The organism is Serratia sp. CoH_122_TC_1, assembly GCF_058191755.1.
Genome location: NZ_JBXWLA010000021.1, coordinates 56576 through 74568, shown reverse-complemented (window position 1 = coordinate 74568; position 17993 = coordinate 56576). Strand labels below are relative to the sequence as shown.

The window sequence follows — 17993 nt, the reverse complement described above, 5'->3', positions numbered from 1 at the left end:
CTACCGGGGACATAACATACGGACAACACGATGAAATTTCTCAAAAGGCTGTGGTCAGCAGGCTTGCTGCTGCTCTTTTCCTGGCCGGCGTTCGCTGATGGTGTGAATTATCAGACCATCGCAGACGCTGCACAGAAAACCAATGACTTATCGCGCCAGGCGCTGGTCATGATCTTTGGGGATGTGGTTCTACATCCGTTTAACCCTGGGCAACAAACGTTGATTGGCTCGCTGTTTGCCATTATCAACGGTGTGCTTTGTGCCATAGCCCTGTTCTGGTTTTTGACCGTGACGATGAAAACCGTCGTGAAGGCTGGACATGAGGGGCGTGTGTTTAATGGTGCTCGCTCGATGCTGTATCCGGTTATGACCTTTGCGGGCTTTATCACGCTGGTGCCTACAGGCTCGGGGTGGTCGATTTCGCAATTGGTGATGCTGTGGGCCGCGTCGGTGATGGGCGTCGGAAGCGCTAACCTGCTGACAGATAAAGCGGCAGATATGATGGCCAGCGGGTATTCGATGGTCACGCAGCCGACCGCGCCGGCGACCCGTTCAGCTGCACGGGCCATTTTTGAAATGAACCTGTGCAAATATGCCATCAACCGCGAACTGCAGGCTCTTTATGCGTCAGGGGAAGCGAATACACCCATGATGAGTACGAAAGGGGGCAGCGGGGAATATGAGACCGGTAATGGCAGTGCCATTTGCGGGTCGGCGAAAACACCGAACTCTGCCCGTAGCGGTGTATGGAACTTGTTGTTTGACAGCAAGGTCGATACCGACAGTGTCGTGGCGTCACAAAAGCAGGCGTTGGACAGGATGCAGACGTCGCTGGATCGGGCGGCAATGGATTTCGTCGATACCTATCTGAGTAAACGTGATCAGGACAGTGGCAGTTTTCAGGATGTGGAAACCGACATCCAGAATGCGGCGGCCGATTATGAAGATACGGTCAACAAAGCGTTGAACCAGATCAACTACAAGGATTCGCTGCAGAGCCAACTGGTTAATCAGATCAAGAGTTATGGCTGGGTTTCTCTGGGGGCCTGGTATCACACCTTCGCGACCGCCAACAGTAAAACCAACGATGTGGCCAACGCGACGCCTATCACCAGTGGCATGAGTGGGGTGGGTGAGCACGGTACGGGAGACTTGTATAACCAGGTGTTTACCGCTTATCGCGCACAGGTGCAGAACAGTACCTATACACCCCCCCTGGGAACACAAACGGAGAGTGAGATTAGTGCAGCCGGTGCAGCTCAAGAGCCCAACTCTGTATTTGTTGGCATATTAAAAAGTCCTATACAAAGGCTAACTAACTTTATAGCAACGAGAAATATAGGAGCAAATTCAGACTACACTGAGCAAGTTAACCCACTGATTAAAATGCAAGAAGTAGGCGATTATACGCTGGGTACCACAGAAACGCTGATGGCAGCCTATGCCGGCACTTGGGCGATTGCATCGGCGGCCAGTAACTCACCGGTGGGGTGGGCAAGTAAGATCTTTGCGGTTGATGCCGGCGCGGTGGTGAAGGATGTGATGGGCGCGATGGCGCCAATGTTCTACTTCTTTATGTTTGCACTTTTGGCTATCGGATTCTCACTGGCGGTATTTTTGCCGGCCGTCCCTTTTATTTTCTGGATGACGGGCTTCTTTAACTGGATTGTCAGCGTGCTGATTGGGTGCGCAGCAGGACCAATGTGGTCAGCGACGCATCTGGGGGCAGAAGAAGACAAGGGGAGCCGCAGCGCATATGGGTATATTTTCCTGATTGACATGATGTTGCGGCCTTCGCTGATGGTGTTGGGGTTCTTCTTCGCCTCTGTGGCGGCGATTGCCGGCGGCACGGTACTCAATTTGTTGTTTGCTTCAGCCCTGGCCAACGCTAATGCTGACTCGATTATGGGGTTGGTCAAAATGGTCGGCTGGCTGATGATATATGCACGTATTGCCACCTTTGGCGTGACGCGCTTATTCAGCTTACAGGCCTCACTGCCAGATTATGTGATCTCATTCCTCGGTGGTCGAGAAGGGAATAATGTTATGGGTGGCTTGGTCGATAATATGAAAAATATGTTCGGTGCTGCAGGTACGGGATCGCAGCGAATTCCCGGTATGCGCAATATGCCGAAGCGGTCTGGAAAGGGTAATGAAACTGATGGAATACAGTAGAAACCCCCTGACAAATACACAGTGGTTGGGTATAATGTATTCAATTATAGAGGAGGAGATTTTATGGCTCAGCGACTAAAAACAGGGAAAGAGTTCACTTTTTTCCTTATCAAACTTGCTTATGGGTTAGTTGCTCTCCCGTGTCTGCTCATATTGGGGCTTTTATCTCTGTTTGCCATTAGTGCCCCTGGTAAGACAGGTAGCGACATATATATTATTGTTGGAACAATCTGGATGGGGGTAATAATCCCAGTAGCTGTATTCTTCTTTCATGTTTTAAAAAAACGCCGTCTTTTGAAAATCATTACCAATGATATAAAAAGTTCCGATTTCTTTATGCCAGAGCAAGGCTATGAGATGTTCCATGAAGGTGATGGTAAATATCTGGGTATCGATATCAAGCGCGGCACCATCCTTTACGTGCACCGTATCCGCAAAGGTGAAGTGGACGTGATTGGACTGGATATGAACGACTGGACCAATCGGGAAGTGGAAGGAAAGATGTTCCGCCTTTACACCAAACTCCCTGAGTTGCCCCGCATTGAAATTGCGACCCCTTGGGCCCAGCGCTGGTTTGATACGTTGGGTTCTATGGAGTTCAAGCAATATCAGCCGGCGATGCCGTTCTCTGAGTATGTTGATATTCACCGTGAGCAGCTGGAGCGTGAAAACCATATCGCGATCCCTCGCCTGGCCTGAGCCGTACCTTATCCCCCTCTAGTCACCTCATCGGGTGGCAAACACCCTCAACACCGGCTTTTAGCCGGTGTTCTTTTTTGCGAGTTCCTCTATGTATAACCGCCCATCGCAGAGCGCGTGGGACGGCGATCAAGGGCAAATGTTCCTGGCCTTCTGCGCTGCCGTTCTATTGTGTTGGCTATTTTTTGATTCGTTTGTATACGGGAGTTGCTGGGTATTGTACTGGCTCTGGACTGCGGTAGATGTTCCCCGCATCCATAACTGGACCGGTGGAAAAATTAACCTGCTGGCCGACACGGCCAATCACGCCGCCAGCGTTACCTTCGATGAGTGGCTTAATGTGATGAACGCCACTTCAGGTATCTTACTGTTGTTCCTGGTGCCGATCGTTGTGGCCAGCTTTATCGCGCTGGCGCAGCACCCCGTTCTGGCTTTTCGCAGCAAACGGTCCATCAATGTCCATACGTTGCCGGGCCTGGTCAGTGGCTTTGCCCCCTCCGTGATGCCTGTTCTGGCCATGGCATCCGGGCCGGATGGCCTGATGAATGATCCCGCACCGGCGAATGTTTGGGCGCTGAAACCCGAAGACTTCACCACGCAACATCAACTCGTTCAACGCAAGACGCTCGATCGGACTGCCGCAGCGGAGGTCTTCACTGCGCAGTTGGGAAAAACAATGTGTAATGTGACAAATTGGCACCCTTATGAACGCGCCCTGCTGGCAGTGTTTGGTCTGCAAGTATTCCTGAACGATCGGGCGGCGGCGTCACGGTTGCTGGATGACCTGAATCGCTCCTGCGTAGTGCGGCGTTTTTTACGGCGCAAGCGGGTTTCACCTGTGCCGTTGTTCCCGTTGGCCAATACAGCGTTTGAACGCGTGGTTCAAGCACCAGGCGTCAACGAGTGGTTGGCGCGACATGGGTATGTGCGCAGTGCGCTGGTTGGGTTGTATGCCCGTGACCTGCGATTGCCCCCGGCGCGTTTTCGTTGGCTCAAGGGTGTTGACCGTACATTGTGGTATGGCCTGCATTCGGCAGATACCGCCAAGGTGTTTGTCGAAGGTGCTGGTATTGCTGCTCAGGCTCGGGCCGAGGTGCGCGCTGGCAAGTTGGGATTGCCTCGTCCGGGCATCATGGTGGAGCAAGCTGTTGAAGGGCTGCAGGCCGATCTGGAAAGTCTGGGTCTGGTCTATCCGTATACACCGGTGGTGATTAGTCGTCGCCAGGCGGCAGAACAGTCGGTGATGTCCGCTGTTTATGCCATTACCGACCCGCCGGACAGCGAGGAGACAACTGCAGCCTAGCGTCACCCCTCTTGATTTATCTGATCACATCCACCGAATTTTACCCCATTTGTACGCCAGGCTAATCAGGCTCTGGTGTCGACCTGTATTTGAATTAAAAGGATATTCCATGCGTGCAAAATCAAGCTATGCGCCTTTCTCCGTATACATTCGCGATAATCTGTTAGTCGTTCAACGTACTGGGGAGAACGGTGGTGTCCGTACTTTGTGTACTGTCGACCTGCGCCGCCAGCCGACTTTTTTCCTGTCTGACGCTGGGGTGATGTGCTGCGACACGTTGGGGAACGTATTCACAGTTGAGTCCAGCGCTAATGGTGGCAACGATCAGTTGCTTGCGGCCTTGTCCGGTGCGCAGCTGCAGCAGGCGGAAAAATGGCGCTCCCGATGGGGTACTCGGTTGACGATGGCTGGTGCGTTGCTGTTTGTCGGGGTCATGCTGGGTGTTTACCTGGCGCAGTCCCGGGAGGTTGCACCCTTGGGGATGGGGCCAGAGGTTAGCCTGGCACCACCGCCTTTGGTTTTGCCGCCAGCGCTTCCTCCGCATACCAACGCGAAAGCCATACGTCCTGAAATACCTGTTCCTGTCCAGCAAACGCGAACTGCCGCGCAAGAAGATGGCTGGGCGCTGCCGACGTCAGTCCGGGCAACCCTGCCGCAGAAGCTGAAAAGTGCTGCCGATCGCCAATTGTTCACCGTGAACTATTCCTCTGGCCATGACCGTACCTTATACGTGTTTGCTGATCCCAACTGCCCGAATTGCCGGCATCTGGAGCCGGCATTAGTGGCTGCAGCCCATTTGGCGAACGTGGTCGTCTTCCCGGTGGCCGTGATTGGGCGCGAGAAATCCATTGCTGCCATCACCCCGGTGTTGTGCTTGCCGCCGGAGCAACGGCCAGCTGCCTGGCAGGCATTATTTACTGTTGGTACGGATGGACTGCAGCTGGGTAAACAACCCCCAGTCGACAAGAAAGCCGACAGCACCTGTGATGTGGCTGAAAAGGCACTGGGCGTCAACGAGGTGGCCTATCAGGCCTATCGCATTCCGGGTACGCCCTGGGTGATTGCGGATGATGGTCGCTATGTACCCCAGGCAGTCCTGCGAGACCCAGCCCAACTGAGTCAGTTCCTGAGCGAGAAGGAGACGCCGGATGCAACCCACTGACTATGGCGTTGAACGCAACCGCGTTAACCGCCGTGTTTATCACTCAGCCCTGGGGGACTGGATGTTGTCCCCGGGAGGGCTGGCGCTGGGGATGACAGGGGCTGTCATCGCCGGTGTGGTTTGGCCGGTCACGTTGTGGTTAACGCTGCCCGTGATGGTGTTCTGGGCGCCCGCGATGCTGATGGAACCCTGGCAAATGCCGATGCGTATGCCTACCGATATGGATCGGCTCGACCCTTCTACACAGCGGCAGGTGCCGGGCAAGTTGTTTGGTTTCTTGCCCGTGACGGTCATGCGTATCGCCATGGGCAAGGCAGCCGGCATCCTCTATCTGGGGTATCTGCGTGGGCGTGATGCGGGGCGTGAGTTGTGGCTGTCGATGGATGACATGACGCGGCACATCCTGATGTTTGGCACCACCGGTGCAGGCAAGACGGAAACGCTGCTGGGTTATGTGCTCAACCAACTCGCTCTTGGCAAGGGGCTGATTTATTCCGACGCCAAGGCACAAAACGATGTGGCGCTGGCCATTGCGTCCATGGCGCGGCGCTTTGGTCGTGAAGACGATCTGCGAATGATGAACTTCATCACCGGCGGTCGTTCGCGGGCTCAGGAGCTGCTGGAAGATGTCAAAAACCGACCGCAAACCAATACGGTCAATGCCTTCGGCATCGCTGAAGAAACCTACATCATCAACCTGATGGATTCGATGTTGCCACCGGCCGGCAACGATGGCGGCTGGCAGGAGAAAGCGCGGGCGATGATACAGGCGCTGGTGTTTGCTCTGGTGTACAAATGCAGGCGAGAAGGGACGGTGATGTCGCAGCGTACTATTCAAGCCCATCTCCCCTTGCGCAGTATTGCGCGGCTCTATATCCAGTCAGTGGAAGAGCAGTGGCATGATGAGGCGCGATTACCGCTGGAGAACTATCTGGGCACGCTGGCGGGGTTTGACCTGGCTACCGTGGACTCCCCGTCAGAATGGGCGCCGGAGGCGCTGAACCAGCATGGTTACCTCATTCAGCAGTTCACCCGCATGCTGGCGTTGTTCAATGACACCTACGGTCATGTGTTTGCCCGCGACGCCGGTGACATCGACCTGAAAGATGTGGTTCACAACGATCGCATCCTCGTCATCCTTATCCCCGCACTGGAAATCTCTTCCACCGAGGCGGCTGCACTCGGGCGACTGTATGTATCTCAGCTGGCGATGATCCTGAGCCAGGACCTCGGTGAAAAGCTGGAGGGGCGGCCGGAAGACATCATGGTTGTACGCAAGTACAAGGACAGGTTCCCCTTTCTGTGGATAGCCGATGAGGTGGGGGCTTGTTACACCGAAAAGCTGGGTGAGCTGGCCACCCAGGTCCGATCGCTGGGGTATTGCTTGCTGCTGGCCGGACAAGAAGCACAGCGGCTTAAATCGGCGGCCGGTGACCGTGTATGGACGTTGATCGCCAACATGGGTACCCGTATCACCGGCAAAATCATGGACCCGAAAGACACACTGGAAATCCTGCAGTTGATGGCCGGCACGGAGTATTTGCCGGAAATGAGCCAGATGGTGCGTCAGAACGGTGTCATGGGCAGTCGCTGGGATGAAGACGACAAACTGCAACTGCGCGAGCAAAAGAAAGTCAGCGTGGAAGAAGTGCAGCAGCTGCAGGAGGGCGAGAACATTACCCTGTTCCGGGGGGAGGTTATTCGTGGTGCTTCGCTCTATATCGCTGACGCTGACAAGTTCACGAAAGAGGCGATACAGATTAACCGTTTTATTGAGGTGGCTCCGCCGTCTCTCAATGCGCTGCTTGCGCAGGCACCGGCAGCCGTTCGTCGTAGCTATCCACGGGCTGACCGGATACAGCAGATAGTCCGCCGGCTGGATGCGCCGGACGCACGTTCAGATCTGGAGAACCTGCTGCTGACCGATCCCGCGCTGGCGGCCATCAATGACCTGGAAGACGAATGGCAGCATATCTGGCGCCGACGTCCGACGGCGGCGGTCAGCACCAGCCTGCTATGGGAAACGGCACTGGCGCATCTGCCGGCACGTGGGCGGGGTTATCAGGTGCAGGCGAAAACCCCGACCGTACTGGGTGTTGGGCAACCACGTCTGATGGCCTACCAAATGCAACATATTCCGGTTGAGAAGCCGGCCAACAACACTTCAAAAGAGAACGCAAAATGGCAACGAAAATCACAGTAAACGGCAAGACAATGGTCGTCGATGGTAATCATATCCGCGTCAGCGGTAACCAGGTGATTGCGGATGGCCAGACGGTGTCGCTGGGCGATGGGATGGTGGTGGCTGTCGCCATTACGATTGTGGGTGATGTGCAGGTGATTGATTCCGAAGAGGCCGATGTGACGGTGCAGGGAAATGTTGGCACTGTACGCAGTACCAACGGCAACGTCAGGGCCGGTAATGTCACCGGCAACATCGAGACGCGTACAGGTAACGTCACCTGTGGTCATGTGCAGGGCGGCGTCAGTTCGAGGAACGGCAATGTGTTTTACGGGGGGGCAAAATGATACGGACCTCGCTGAAAGTCTGGTGTCTGGCCGCAACCCTGGTTGTCGCTCCGTGTGCCATGGCGGCACCCTCGGTGCAGGTGGGGTTCTCACCCGAAGGCAGCGCCCTGCAGCTGGTGCTGAATACGCTCAATGACGCCCGGAGCAGTATCCGTCTGATGGGGTATTCGTTCACTTCCCCCGAGGTGGCGAAAGCACTGACGAGCGCCAAGCATCGTGGTGTTGATGTGAAAGTGGTGCTGGACGCGAAGGGAAATCAGAACAAGGCCAGCCAGGCGGCGATGAATTTGCTGGTCAATGCCGGTATTCCGGTTCGTACCGTCGATAACTTCAAGATAATGCACGACAAACTGATCATCACCGACCAGGTGAATGTCGAGACCGGGTCATTCAATTTTAGCCGCGCAGCGGCGCGGTCCAACTCTGAAAATGCGCTGGTGCTGCGTGATATGCCTGGCGTGGCACAAACCTACCTGGCGCACTGGCAATCGCGCTGGGATATCGGGAAGGAGTGGCGCTCCTCGTATTGAAATGTCCCCCATACCTTTCTGTCACCCTATGACGACTTGATCCTCTGGGCTCCGGTCGTCCGCTCTTCCTGCATTTTTATCTGTCATCCCGCGCCAACGGGACTGAAAAATGCTTTTTATGCTGCTAACTTACGGATTCTGTAGTACGCTTTGCCAAACGATCCTTTTCAGATCCTTGGGGAGGCAGAAATGTCACAGGCCGTAAATGCAGTAACTTCCTCATCGAAAGCGAAGCGTCAGTATAGAAAAGGCAATGCTATGACTGCGTCTGAAAAGCAGCTTGCATCGATAGCCCGGAAACGTTTAACGCATAAAGAGATTAATGTATTTGTCCGAAATCCTCTAAAAGAACAATTTATAGAGTTTTGTTCAGATGATGGTCTTACTCAAGGACAAATGATTGAGATGCTGATTGAACGTGAAGCGAAAAGACGGCTTACCGAAAAGTAAATGGTTTACTTTCTTGCTAGGTCTGACTTCTGGTGCTAGATTACTGATCGTCTGAAGCATTTTTTGGTTGGCCACGCCGCAAGGTGGCAATGAACAGGGGCTGTTGAGAAGATTGTACTGCCCCTGGAAAGCAAAAACCCCGATAATCTCTTCTGTTTGGCGACGTAGAAGATTACCGGGGCTCACTTAAAACTGTATAGAAGCGTTGCTCTATGCAGGGAGTATAGTTTTATGCCTTTTAAAGGTCAACTCCTCCTGTGCAACTTAAGTGCAGGGAGTGGTGGATAACCGCTCAGCAATCCAACAAGCGACACCAGCCTGTTCCCGGGGCTGTTACGTCAGCAATCCTTTCCCCACCTACCAGCCTCCCAAGGCTGGGGCGAACAAACCTGCTCTTATCCGGGCACTGGTGACGGCTGCCCGTGAGAATCAGCCGGCCAGACATGAAGCCTGGTACACCACACCGCGCGTCCAGCAGAAAACCGGACTGACGCGGCCGTTCTTTAAACGTATGAATGAACACCGGGCCAGAGCGATCAATGCGCTGATGGTGGCGATGTCCGATCGTTTGAATATTGTGACCGGCAAGGTTGAGGCCAGCGTTGAACAGCTTTCCGACTGGTGTGGGTTGTCGACCGGTAGTGGTGACAAAAAAAGCATCTCACGCGCCAGTCGGGCGATCACCACGCTGGAAGAATTGGGTGCCCTCGCCTGTGAACGTGCCTGGGATGAAGCCAGCCGTTCCCACATTCCCAAAATTATCTGGGTAACCGAGCTGTTCTTTGTCCTGATCGGTTACGAGCTGGGCAAGTATCAGGCGGCGCAGAATCAACAACTGGCGTGGATGAATCAAGGGCTGGTCAAGCAAGGCGAAGCCCCTATAACTCTGTCAGAGGCACGCCGGCGTGCCAAGGAACAGCATATCAAACGGGCCTTTGAACACCGGGCACGTCACCGTTCCTTCAAACAACAGCGGCGGCAAGCGCAAAAACTGCTGCAGATGGAGCGCCAGCAGGCGCGCACTGAGATCCTTAACGGTCTGATAAAGATGTACAGCAAGGATGAGCTGGAGGCCATGGGACACCTAGCGCTAAAGCGACAGGTTGATCAGCGCTATCACGCCCTGCGTAAACTGGCCACGTCAGCCCCACCAGATACACCATAACCCCTTCTCTTTTGCCCGGCTTTCCGCCCTCCTGCCATTGATGCGCTTGATTGCGTAGGCCTCGGCACGCCCACTATTTCTGAATTGACTCTTCGGTGCCATTTTTCTGCGAGGCAGTCCGTCAAACCGATGGCTAGTGCAAGGGTCTGGCCAGGTGTTGCGAGTTTTCCACAGATAGATGCAAATACCTTATGAAGGCAAATGCCTACTAAGAATTACATGCAAAGTAACTGTAACTTCATTAAGACCTAAAAAGACCTTACAAGAGCTCTGCTCTGTGCGTAATGGCTTCACTTGCAGCGGGTAAACCCGCCCACTCAGAAACGGCGCAAGCTCCTTCAAAGTAGCTCCCGCCAAAGGCGGGCAAAAGTCACAAGGCTAACTCATACACCTTCTCAGAACTCAACCACCGCAAAGCCTCCCAGCTCCGGGCCTAAAGGCCCGGAACAGAGTGGCTTTAAGATGGATGCTGTAACTAACTATCGAGTCGTTGTAAAAACTATCGCTGAAAGTTTCATATACACGCTCGTAAGCGGCCCTACCGGCCCGCTAACGCGGAGCTACGCCCCGGCTGCGGCTACGCCTTGCCATGACCACTCCGACCGCGCAAAAACAGTTTTGTGGTGCTATTAGTGGGATTGGCTCTACAGGGCGGGGGGTGGGATAGGCGAAACCTATCAGAACTGGGCGGCTATGCCGCGCGACCGGCGACCCTTATCATCTGAGTTCTTTATGGCCATGTTTGTCGCCTTCATGCGCTAACGCGCATTGAACCCAAAGCTTTCATGCCGGTGAGCCGAAACGGCCGTCGCCCTGCCGGGTGTGAAAAACAATATTATAAAGATATAATATGACAAAATGTCATATTTTAAGTGTATGGGTGAGCGATGACAGGATTCGAGTTGAAACTTTGGCGGACAGGACTTGGCTGGACACAGGAGCGGGCGGCGGAGGAGTTTGGTATCTCGATGCGTACCTACATCCGTTATGAGCAGAGTAAGCCGCCCAGAGCCATTGTGTTGGCTATCCAGGCATTATCCCTGGTGGCGATGCTACCGGACATTGATACTCTGCCACTTGAGACTCTGCGCCAGCGGATCAGAACACTGGCTGGCGAGAGCCCCACTGGCTAAAGAAACGAATGAGGCGGAATTTTCGGGGATCCCGGCATAGATGTCATTTTCTATGCATCTGGATTTTAGTCTGTAAATCGATGAGCCGATCTGCAATTTGTGTCAGCCCCGCATGAACATAGTCACGCTGCATGGGGGGGACGATTTCATCGGCATTCAGCACTTTCCGAAATTTTTCCACGCATTCCTGCCATAATTCGAACGACTGTCTCAGCCGGATTATTTGTTCATCAAACACTGACAGGGTGTTGCCCTGATAAGCGAGGTAGCCCCGTTCCAGGGTTGCGGCCGTGGTGAGTATCTGTTCCATGGTGTGTTTATGTGTTGCAGAGAATTCAGGCATCTCGTCATAAGAGCGGGATGACCGCTGGTTCTCCTGCTCGAAGGCGGTTTCCATGATGAGGGCGTAACGGTAAAACCCCGGATATTCCTGGGTTAATGCCATCAGTTCTTTATCCGTGGTGCCGGTCCAAATCTGATGCAATTCGGGGGTATAGCCCATCATGCGGTTGATAACCCGCTGCGGCTCCGTGACGCCTTGTGCATCCAGCTGCAGCATATGTTGATCCATTTTTGCCGCCATTCGGCGAAAATCGGCCATTGTCATCGGTGTTTCCTTTTTACCGGTTTGGCAGGGAGCAATGCTTCGCGGGCTCCAGCGCGACCGTATGGTGATCTGGGGTGCTGTCGACGAGCCTCGCGTTCAGGCCATATTCCGTCATGACACGAATGAAGGTGACGGTGTCACCAATAATACGAAAAGGGACGGGGTGCAGGTGGCGTCCGTCCTGGGTAAAGGCCGCATTCAGCGCCGTTTTTTCGACGTAGAAGCCGTTGTTAAGTGACGGCGTCAGGGTCACTCCGGATTTCCACTCATGTGCATCCATCACGTAATTGTCCCAGCCCTGGTCTTTCAGCGTTTCAGAGGCGTAGGTGAGCCGGAACAGATCGGATTGTGCGGCCAAATTGCCACTGCAGGAGCGCCACAGGGAGTCCAGGTGCTGACGCAGTTTGCCTGCCGCTCCGTGCTTACGCCCGCGTTCGAGTAGCCAGTTGATGTCGACGGCCACGCTTTTGGGGAATCGCTTCTGCTTTTGGGCGGTGGCCAGCCAGCGAATAAGAAACAAATTCTCTGCATATTGCGTGCCGGCCATGCCATCTTGACGCGCCAGCCCCAAGGCTGCCAAGGCACAAAATGCCAGGTGACTGAGTGCTGAGGTGGTATTTTCCGTGGTAACGGATTCGGTCTTGTCTAACAACGTCTATCCTGCCTGTTTTGACGAAAGATTAATAAGAGATCTACGACCCATCGTCATTCAGTGTAACCGGTAAGCAGCAGGATGGAGTCATCCTGGTCCCAAAAGTTCACTAAAAATAGAAAGTCGGAAATTTCGGCGGTTCAGGCATACCCCCTCAAAAAATCATGCATAACCAAGTTAGAACACATTTGGTCATGTACTTATCGGTTGTGCTGCATTTTTTTATGCATTAATATTTTTTATGTATATATACGATTTTATTTTCATTAAACGGAAATATATTCACGCCATAAATAAGGAAGGCGGATGGCAAGCATGAGCAGGGAAGCCAGTGGGCTTCGCTTTACGCTGAGTGTGGGCAGTCTGGAACCAGAAACTTTTGTGGTATCAGGCTTTACGTTGCATGAACAGTTCTCTACGCCATTTTTCCTTGAACTTGAGGCTGCCAGTGACAATCCCAGCATCGAGTTCGCTGCTATTTTGGATAGAAGCGCCACGCTGACTGTCTGGCGCGATACCGAGGTACAGCGGATCGTCAATGGCATCGTGGTTGAAGTGGAACAGGGAGATACAGGACGCCATCAGACACATTATCGCCTGAGTATACGCCCCGCACTCTGGCGCGCTGGATTAGTCAGAAATTCACGCATATTTCAACAGCGGAATGTTCAGGAGATCCTGGAAACGTTATTGAAAGAACATCATATCAGTCACTATGCCTTTGCTTTGCGTGATACCCATGCCAGGCGTGAATTTTGCGTCCAGTACCAGGAAAGTGACCTAGAATTTCTGGATCGGCTTGCCGCTGAGGAAGGGATTTTTTATTTCTTTGAGCATAAAGATCAGCAACACACGCTGGTCTTTGCCGATGACTGCGCCGCACTGGATACCGGGCCAACACTCCCTTATCATCCCGCCAAAAGGGCAGATTCAGATACGTTATGTATCAGTACCTTCCGTCGCAAAGAAAGTCTGCGCCCGTCTGAAGTCTTGCTGAAAGATTACACCTTCAAAAATCCGGGGTGGCAGGCAGAATCCCGTGAGACTGCCAATGACCTCGAGCACCAGGCTTTCGATTATCGCCACTATGATTATCCGGGTCGCTTCAAAGGCACTGGCCCCACAGGGGATCAATTTGCCCGCTGGCGCGTCCAGGCGTTGCGTAACGACGCGCATCAGGGAGAAGGTGCGGCCAACAGCCCGGCGCTCCAACCGGGTGTGTGGTTTACACTGGAAAATCATCCGCTGGAAACCCATAACGCCCGTTGGCAAATCACCGGGGCCACGCACACCGGCAGACAACCGCAAGCACTGGAAGAGGCCACGGGGGAACAGGGCACCACGTTGGGTTGCCAGTTTACCTTTATTCCCGACAACCAGACCTGGCGTCCCCTTTCGCTACCCAAACCGCGCATCGATGGCGCGCAGGTGGCGATCGTCACGGGAGCAGGGTCTGAAGAGATTTATTGCGATGAGTATGGGCGGGTCAAGGTACGCTTTCCCTGGGATCTCTCTGGCAGAACGGATGACACCAGCTCATGCTGGGTACGGGTTTCGCATCCTTGGGCGGGTGCTGGCTGGGGCATGTTAGCCATTCCGCGTGTGGGCCATGAGGTCATTGTGGAGTTTCTCAATGGTGACCCCGATCAGCCGGTCATTATTGGGCGCACCTATCACGCCAACAATCTGCCACCCGGTGACTTACCGGCAACCAAAACCCAGATGGCCCTCCGCTCAAAAACCCATAAAGGCGATGGCTTCAATGAGCTGCGGTTTGAGGATCTCAGGGGTGGTGAAGAAATTTATATTCATGCGCAACAGGACATGAATACCGACGTACTGCGGGATCAGGCGACTACCATCAATCGGGATATGACACTGACGGTCGATAATAACCGCACCTCGGTGATCAAAGTTGATGATGATGAGTCCATCGGTGGGTATCAATCGCTCACGGTGGCGAAGGATCAAACCGTCACCATTGATGGTCAGCAGACCACGGTCGTGAAGAAAAGCCGCTTTATTGACGTCGCAGACAATGACTCCCTGAAGGTCGGCAAACATATCTCGATCCACTCTGCCAGCGGCCAGATTGAGATCGGCAATGCCGGGGGGCGCATTGTCATTGACCCCATGGGGCATATCCGCATTGAAGGGGTGAGTATTACGCTGGCTGAACATGCTGCCGGCGTCATGCCCACAACCCCGCTGTTTAACTACTCTGCCCGTTATACGTTGCTGCATGAAGACACCGGTGCACCACTGATCAATACGCCCTACACCATCAAGGGGGCCAACGGTCAGGTGGTTTCAGGTAAGACCGACGCCCTGGGCAGAACGTTGATGGTGCGATCCGAAAAAGAAGACAACCTGGAACTTAGCCTGCCGGAAACCCAAAAGCCAGCGAAGGAAACCTATTACCAGGCCAGTGATAATGCCCAGGTAGAACGTGTCATGGAATTCAAGGAGTAAGATGATGAGCAATCCTGGTAACCTCTGTCCGGCAGTCACCTCAATTAATTGCACCATGGAACGCGGCAGGTTCCCTGGTGATGAAGATCCCTGCTACCTGGCACAGAAAGCTGAGATCGCCATGCGTCTGCCGCAGCGTATTGTCACTAAAGCCGGTTTATTACGCTTTTTAAACCAGTTGGTGATGGGCGGCCTGATCCAGATGGAGGAAAGAAAAGCCGACTATCACTGGCCTTATAGGGGTCAGTTTGGATATCGAAAATTATTGTACGTTAAGGCTATTTTTTGACCTTTCGACTTTAGCTGGTCTCAGCCGACGAAACTTACCGGAAGCCGGTATCCGGTTGCTTTTCCATATATAATCGCCTGTCAGATTGATGTGTTCCCAGCCTAACGGGGACAAATGCGACAGCAGTTGCTCGTTGATCTTCACCCCTTTGCGCTTCAGGGCATCGACCGCTCTTTCCATATAGACGGTATTCCACAGGGATATGGCAGCCGTCAGCAGCGTCAGTCCACTGGCGCGATAGCTCTGATTTTCCGGTTTTCTGTCCCTGATTTCACCCAGCCGGTGTAGGAATACCGCACGCGCCAGCGCGTTACGGGCTTCTCCTTTATTCAGTCCCGCCTGTACCCGCCGACGAAGTGCCGGATCGCGGAACCAGTCGAGCATAAACAGAGTTCGTTCAATACGACCAATTTCCCTCAGTGCTTTGGCAAGTCCGTTTTGTTTGGGGTAGCTGGCAAGCTTTTTCAACATCAGGGATGCCGTCACGGTTCCCTGCTTTATTGAAGTGGCCAGACGAAGTACTTCACGCCAGTGAATTTCGATCTCTTTCAGATTCAGGCGGGTCGTTGATATCAGTGACTGAAGCGCCGGGTATTGGTCTGCTTTCCCTTTGATAAACAGCTTTTTGTCGTGGAGATCCCTGATCCGCGGACAGAACGCAAATCCCAGCAGATGCATCAGGGCAAAGACATGATCGGTGAAACCAGCGGTATCGGTGTAATGCTCCCTGATTTCCAGGTCGCTTTCGTGGTACAGCAAGCCATCGAGCACATGGGTTGAATCCCTGACCCGGCTGATTATGCAGGTGTAAAACGGGCTGTATTGATCCGAAATATGGGTATAAAACTGACGTCCAGGCTCTTGCCCATATTTCGGGTTAACCTGCCCTGCGTAGCGGCCTGAGCTGCCTGTTCTGAAATTCTGTCCATCTGATGATGACGTTGTCCCGTCTCCCCAGAATGCCGCCAGTGGTCTTTTCCCCTGCGCGTTTACCAGCTCTGCGAGGGCGGCTGAATAGGTTTCGTCGCGGATGTACCATGCCTGGATATCTTCCAGTGATGATTTGGTGCTTCCGGGGCAGGCTTCCGCCATTTTGGTCAGGCCAAGATTGATGCCATCCGCAAGGATGGTGGTGAGGAGCTGGCGGGCATCGGGACGGGTAATGTCATTTTTTATATGCGAAAAATGTCGGGTAAACGTCGTCCAGCTGTTTACCTCATCGAGAATTTCCGTGATTTTAGGGCGCGGTAGCATGCTGTAAACCAGCTCTGCCAGCGGTGAAACCTGTACCGGGACGCAGTTATCCAGCGGAGAGACTTTTACTCCCCTGTCAGATATTTCGACATCGGGCAGCTCACCAAGGGCAGCCATGGCATTGACCTCTTCAAGTCTGGACTGAAGCAGGGTCATACGGCTGGTAATGTACTCATGATAATCAGCAGATACGGGCAGGGGCAGCGCCGGTGTGAGTTTGTCAAAGTCCTTTTCGGGAATGAGGTAATCATCAAAGTTTTTGTAGCGGCGTGAGCCTTTAACCCAGATGTCCCCGGAGCGCAATGCACCCTTAAGCTCGCTGAGCGCACAAAATTCATAGTACTGCCGGTCAATACCCGCAGGTGTAATCACCACTTTGCGCCAGCTTTCAGGGACAAACTCAAGCGGCGCTGTCGCCGGAACTTTACGCGACTGCTTCCGGTACATATCCTTGATCACAACCAGCGCATCAGCCAGAGGTTGCGCTGCCGGGGTTGCGATTAACTGTAAAGCGGACAACATGCGCGGGGCATATTTCCGTAATGTGCTGTATTTCTCGGTAATAATATGTAACGGGTCAAAATTATTTTTTCTGGCAAGATGGCGTGTTTCCTCCAGACTGGCGACAAATTCAGGCCATGGGAGTATGTTTTCTATTGCGAGCCATGGATCGCCACCGGAATCACGAGCTTCAGACAGTGCCTGGCCGACATCTATGTACTGCCTCAGTTTTGACTGGATTAGCTTTCCGGTCTGTTGAAGGCGCTCAGCCTGTGTTCTTTTGGCTTTGCTGAACAGGCTGTTCAGCATGCGTTCATGCAGCTCAATCACTTCATCTGTCAGTGTGGCTCTGGCTTCTTCCAGCACGCACACCAGGATCGCATGACGGCGGGCTGCTGAAAATCGGGTCAAATCCCGGCTACTCATCTTTCGGCCTTCCCGCGCCAGTTTCAGCAACCGGTTCTGGTGAATGGTACGATCTATACCTTCAGGTAATGCCAGCGATTCAATGCTACTGAGCCGATCAAGGTGTTGCAGCACGTTCTTACCATTTATTTTACCCGGCGGTTGCAGAAGCCATGTCAGCCTGGAAGGCTGATTATCTGAGGACTCAAGTAAACGATCCAGGGCATCCCTGTGAGCCGGAGTTAACGGGGCATTCAGGGTCTGAAATACGATTTTATCGCCGCCAGCCATGGCCTCCGCACAGGTACGCTCCACGACATCAATCGCGGGAATTATCACGTTGTTCTTCCGGAGCCAGACCAGCAGTTCTTCGGCCAGGAGAATACCTTTATCGGTGCGCGTCGCCATCGGCAGCAGGTGTGTAATACAGTCCTGCTGTATTTTTCCGGTAAACGCTTTTACGCCAAGATAGCGGTACAGTTCGGTTAAATGTTCGCGTCGCGTGGTTTCCCTGCCGGAAAGGTAAGCAGGCCAGAGATCCCCGGTAAGTTTTAGCCTGCTGGCGATATGCTTCAGCAGCGCATCAGAGGGTGGGATTTTTTTATCCGGTGCAAAGCCGACATTTTTCAGATAGCAAAGAAGGGGTCCGCTTGGAAAACGGAAAATA

General features: G+C 53.5%; 15 protein-coding genes and 1 pseudogene. 13 read left to right on the top strand and 3 right to left on the bottom strand.

From position 1 onward, the window contains the following. Positions 1-30 precede the first annotated feature (30 nt). The 11 genes from AC2FC2_RS23010 (at position 31) to AC2FC2_RS22960 (ending at position 11146) form a co-directional block, all read left to right on the top strand. Positions 31-2175, top strand: coding sequence for a DotA/TraY family protein (locus AC2FC2_RS23010; protein ID WP_129942295.1), 2145 nt, complete (start codon positions 31-33; stop codon positions 2173-2175). A 63-nt stretch (positions 2176-2238) separates the two neighbouring features. Beyond that, entirely contained in the window at positions 2239-2874 is a 636-nt protein-coding gene (gene excA / locus AC2FC2_RS23005) for a plasmid IncI1-type surface exclusion protein ExcA (RefSeq protein ID WP_065686231.1), read from the top strand. A 217-nt stretch (positions 2875-3091) separates the two neighbouring features. Further along, positions 3092-4177: a secretion/conjugation apparatus DotM-related subunit gene (locus AC2FC2_RS23000; protein WP_207213224.1), complete on the top strand. Its 1086-nt coding sequence runs from the start codon at positions 3092-3094 to the stop codon at positions 4175-4177. Between the two features lie 109 nt (positions 4178-4286). Then, positions 4287-5339 carry a DsbC family protein gene (locus AC2FC2_RS22995; RefSeq protein ID WP_129942297.1) on the top strand — a complete coding sequence of 351 codons (1053 nt, stop codon included), beginning with the start codon at positions 4287-4289 and terminating at the stop codon, positions 5337-5339. After that, positions 5326-7542 carry an F-type conjugative transfer protein TrbC gene (trbC, locus tag AC2FC2_RS22990; protein WP_129942298.1) on the top strand — a complete coding sequence of 739 codons (2217 nt, stop codon included), beginning with the start codon at positions 5326-5328 and terminating at the stop codon, positions 7540-7542. Before AC2FC2_RS22995 ends, trbC begins: the two co-directional genes overlap by 14 nt. Then, positions 7521-7868, top strand: coding sequence for a hypothetical protein (locus AC2FC2_RS22985; RefSeq protein ID WP_129942299.1), 348 nt, complete (start codon positions 7521-7523; stop codon positions 7866-7868). The genes trbC and AC2FC2_RS22985 overlap by 22 nt, the downstream gene beginning before the upstream one ends. Next, the gene (locus AC2FC2_RS22980; protein WP_129942300.1) at positions 7865-8398 is read left to right on the top strand and encodes a phospholipase D family nuclease; all 534 of its coding nucleotides are present in this window, start codon (positions 7865-7867) and stop codon (positions 8396-8398) included. Before AC2FC2_RS22985 ends, AC2FC2_RS22980 begins: the two co-directional genes overlap by 4 nt. 189 nt (positions 8399-8587) lie before the next feature. Beyond that, complete coding sequence (locus AC2FC2_RS22975; protein WP_065686491.1) at positions 8588-8848, top strand: replication regulatory protein RepA; 261 nt, start codon at positions 8588-8590, stop codon at positions 8846-8848. Between the two features lie 280 nt (positions 8849-9128). After that, a complete protein-coding gene (repA, locus tag AC2FC2_RS22970; protein WP_242501606.1) occupies positions 9129-10013 on the top strand; it encodes a plasmid replication initiator RepA in 885 nt (294 codons plus the stop codon). 294 nt (positions 10014-10307) lie between these two features. Further along, the gene (locus AC2FC2_RS22965; RefSeq protein WP_490326241.1) at positions 10308-10646 is read left to right on the top strand and encodes a hypothetical protein; all 339 of its coding nucleotides are present in this window, start codon (positions 10308-10310) and stop codon (positions 10644-10646) included. Positions 10647-10915: 269 nt separating this feature from the next. After that, positions 10916-11146: a helix-turn-helix domain-containing protein gene (locus AC2FC2_RS22960; protein ID WP_314592548.1), complete on the top strand. Its 231-nt coding sequence runs from the start codon at positions 10916-10918 to the stop codon at positions 11144-11146. Positions 11147-11189: 43 nt separating this feature from the next. Here the strand turns inward: AC2FC2_RS22960 and AC2FC2_RS22955 are convergent, their stop codons facing one another. Both AC2FC2_RS22955 and AC2FC2_RS22950 read right to left on the bottom strand, forming a co-directional pair. Then, complete coding sequence (locus AC2FC2_RS22955; RefSeq protein WP_207213225.1) at positions 11190-11753, bottom strand: transposase; 564 nt, start codon at positions 11751-11753, stop codon at positions 11190-11192. Positions 11754-11766: 13 nt separating this feature from the next. Further along, positions 11767-12405 carry a DUF2913 family protein gene (locus tag AC2FC2_RS22950; RefSeq protein ID WP_129942301.1) on the bottom strand — a complete coding sequence of 213 codons (639 nt, stop codon included), beginning with the start codon at positions 12403-12405 and terminating at the stop codon, positions 11767-11769. A gap of 306 nt (positions 12406-12711) precedes the next feature. Here AC2FC2_RS22950 and AC2FC2_RS22945 point away from each other — a divergent pair, with 306 nt between their 5' ends. Together AC2FC2_RS22945 and AC2FC2_RS22940 are read left to right on the top strand one after the other, a co-directional pair. Beyond that, complete coding sequence (locus tag AC2FC2_RS22945) at positions 12712-14877, top strand: type VI secretion system Vgr family protein (protein ID WP_414072393.1); 2166 nt, start codon at positions 12712-12714, stop codon at positions 14875-14877. A 1-nt stretch (position 14878) separates the two neighbouring features. Continuing rightward, entirely contained in the window at positions 14879-15166 is a 288-nt protein-coding gene (locus AC2FC2_RS22940) for a hypothetical protein (protein ID WP_414072392.1), read from the top strand. Here the strand turns inward: AC2FC2_RS22940 and AC2FC2_RS22935 are convergent. Beyond that, positions 15140-17986: pseudogene (locus AC2FC2_RS22935) on the bottom strand (Tn3 family transposase); the annotation flags it as partial. The gene AC2FC2_RS22940 and the pseudogene AC2FC2_RS22935 sit on opposite strands and share 27 nt — an antisense overlap. Between the last annotated feature and the right edge of the window lie 7 nt (positions 17987-17993).

Bases quoted from the DNA above. Each gene is read 5' to 3' on its own strand.
- AC2FC2_RS23010 (WP_129942295.1), top strand. From the start codon at position 31: ATGAAATTTCTCAAAAGGCTGTGGTCAGCAGGCTTGCTGCTGCTCTTT.
- excA (WP_065686231.1), top strand. From the start codon at position 2,239: ATGGCTCAGCGACTAAAAACAGGGAAAGAGTTCACTTTTTTCCTTATC.
- AC2FC2_RS22995 (WP_129942297.1), top strand. From the start codon at position 4,287: ATGCGTGCAAAATCAAGCTATGCGCCTTTCTCCGTATACATTCGCGAT.
- trbC (WP_129942298.1), top strand. From the start codon at position 5,326: ATGCAACCCACTGACTATGGCGTTGAACGCAACCGCGTTAACCGCCGT.
- AC2FC2_RS22985 (WP_129942299.1), top strand. From the start codon at position 7,521: ATGGCAACGAAAATCACAGTAAACGGCAAGACAATGGTCGTCGATGGT.
- AC2FC2_RS22980 (WP_129942300.1), top strand. From the start codon at position 7,865: ATGATACGGACCTCGCTGAAAGTCTGGTGTCTGGCCGCAACCCTGGTT.
- AC2FC2_RS22975 (WP_065686491.1), top strand. From the start codon at position 8,588: ATGTCACAGGCCGTAAATGCAGTAACTTCCTCATCGAAAGCGAAGCGT.
- AC2FC2_RS22955 (WP_207213225.1), bottom strand. From the start codon at position 11,753: ATGACAATGGCCGATTTTCGCCGAATGGCGGCAAAAATGGATCAACAT.
- AC2FC2_RS22945 (WP_414072393.1), top strand. From the start codon at position 12,712: ATGGCAAGCATGAGCAGGGAAGCCAGTGGGCTTCGCTTTACGCTGAGT.
- AC2FC2_RS22940 (WP_414072392.1), top strand. From the start codon at position 14,879: ATGATGAGCAATCCTGGTAACCTCTGTCCGGCAGTCACCTCAATTAAT.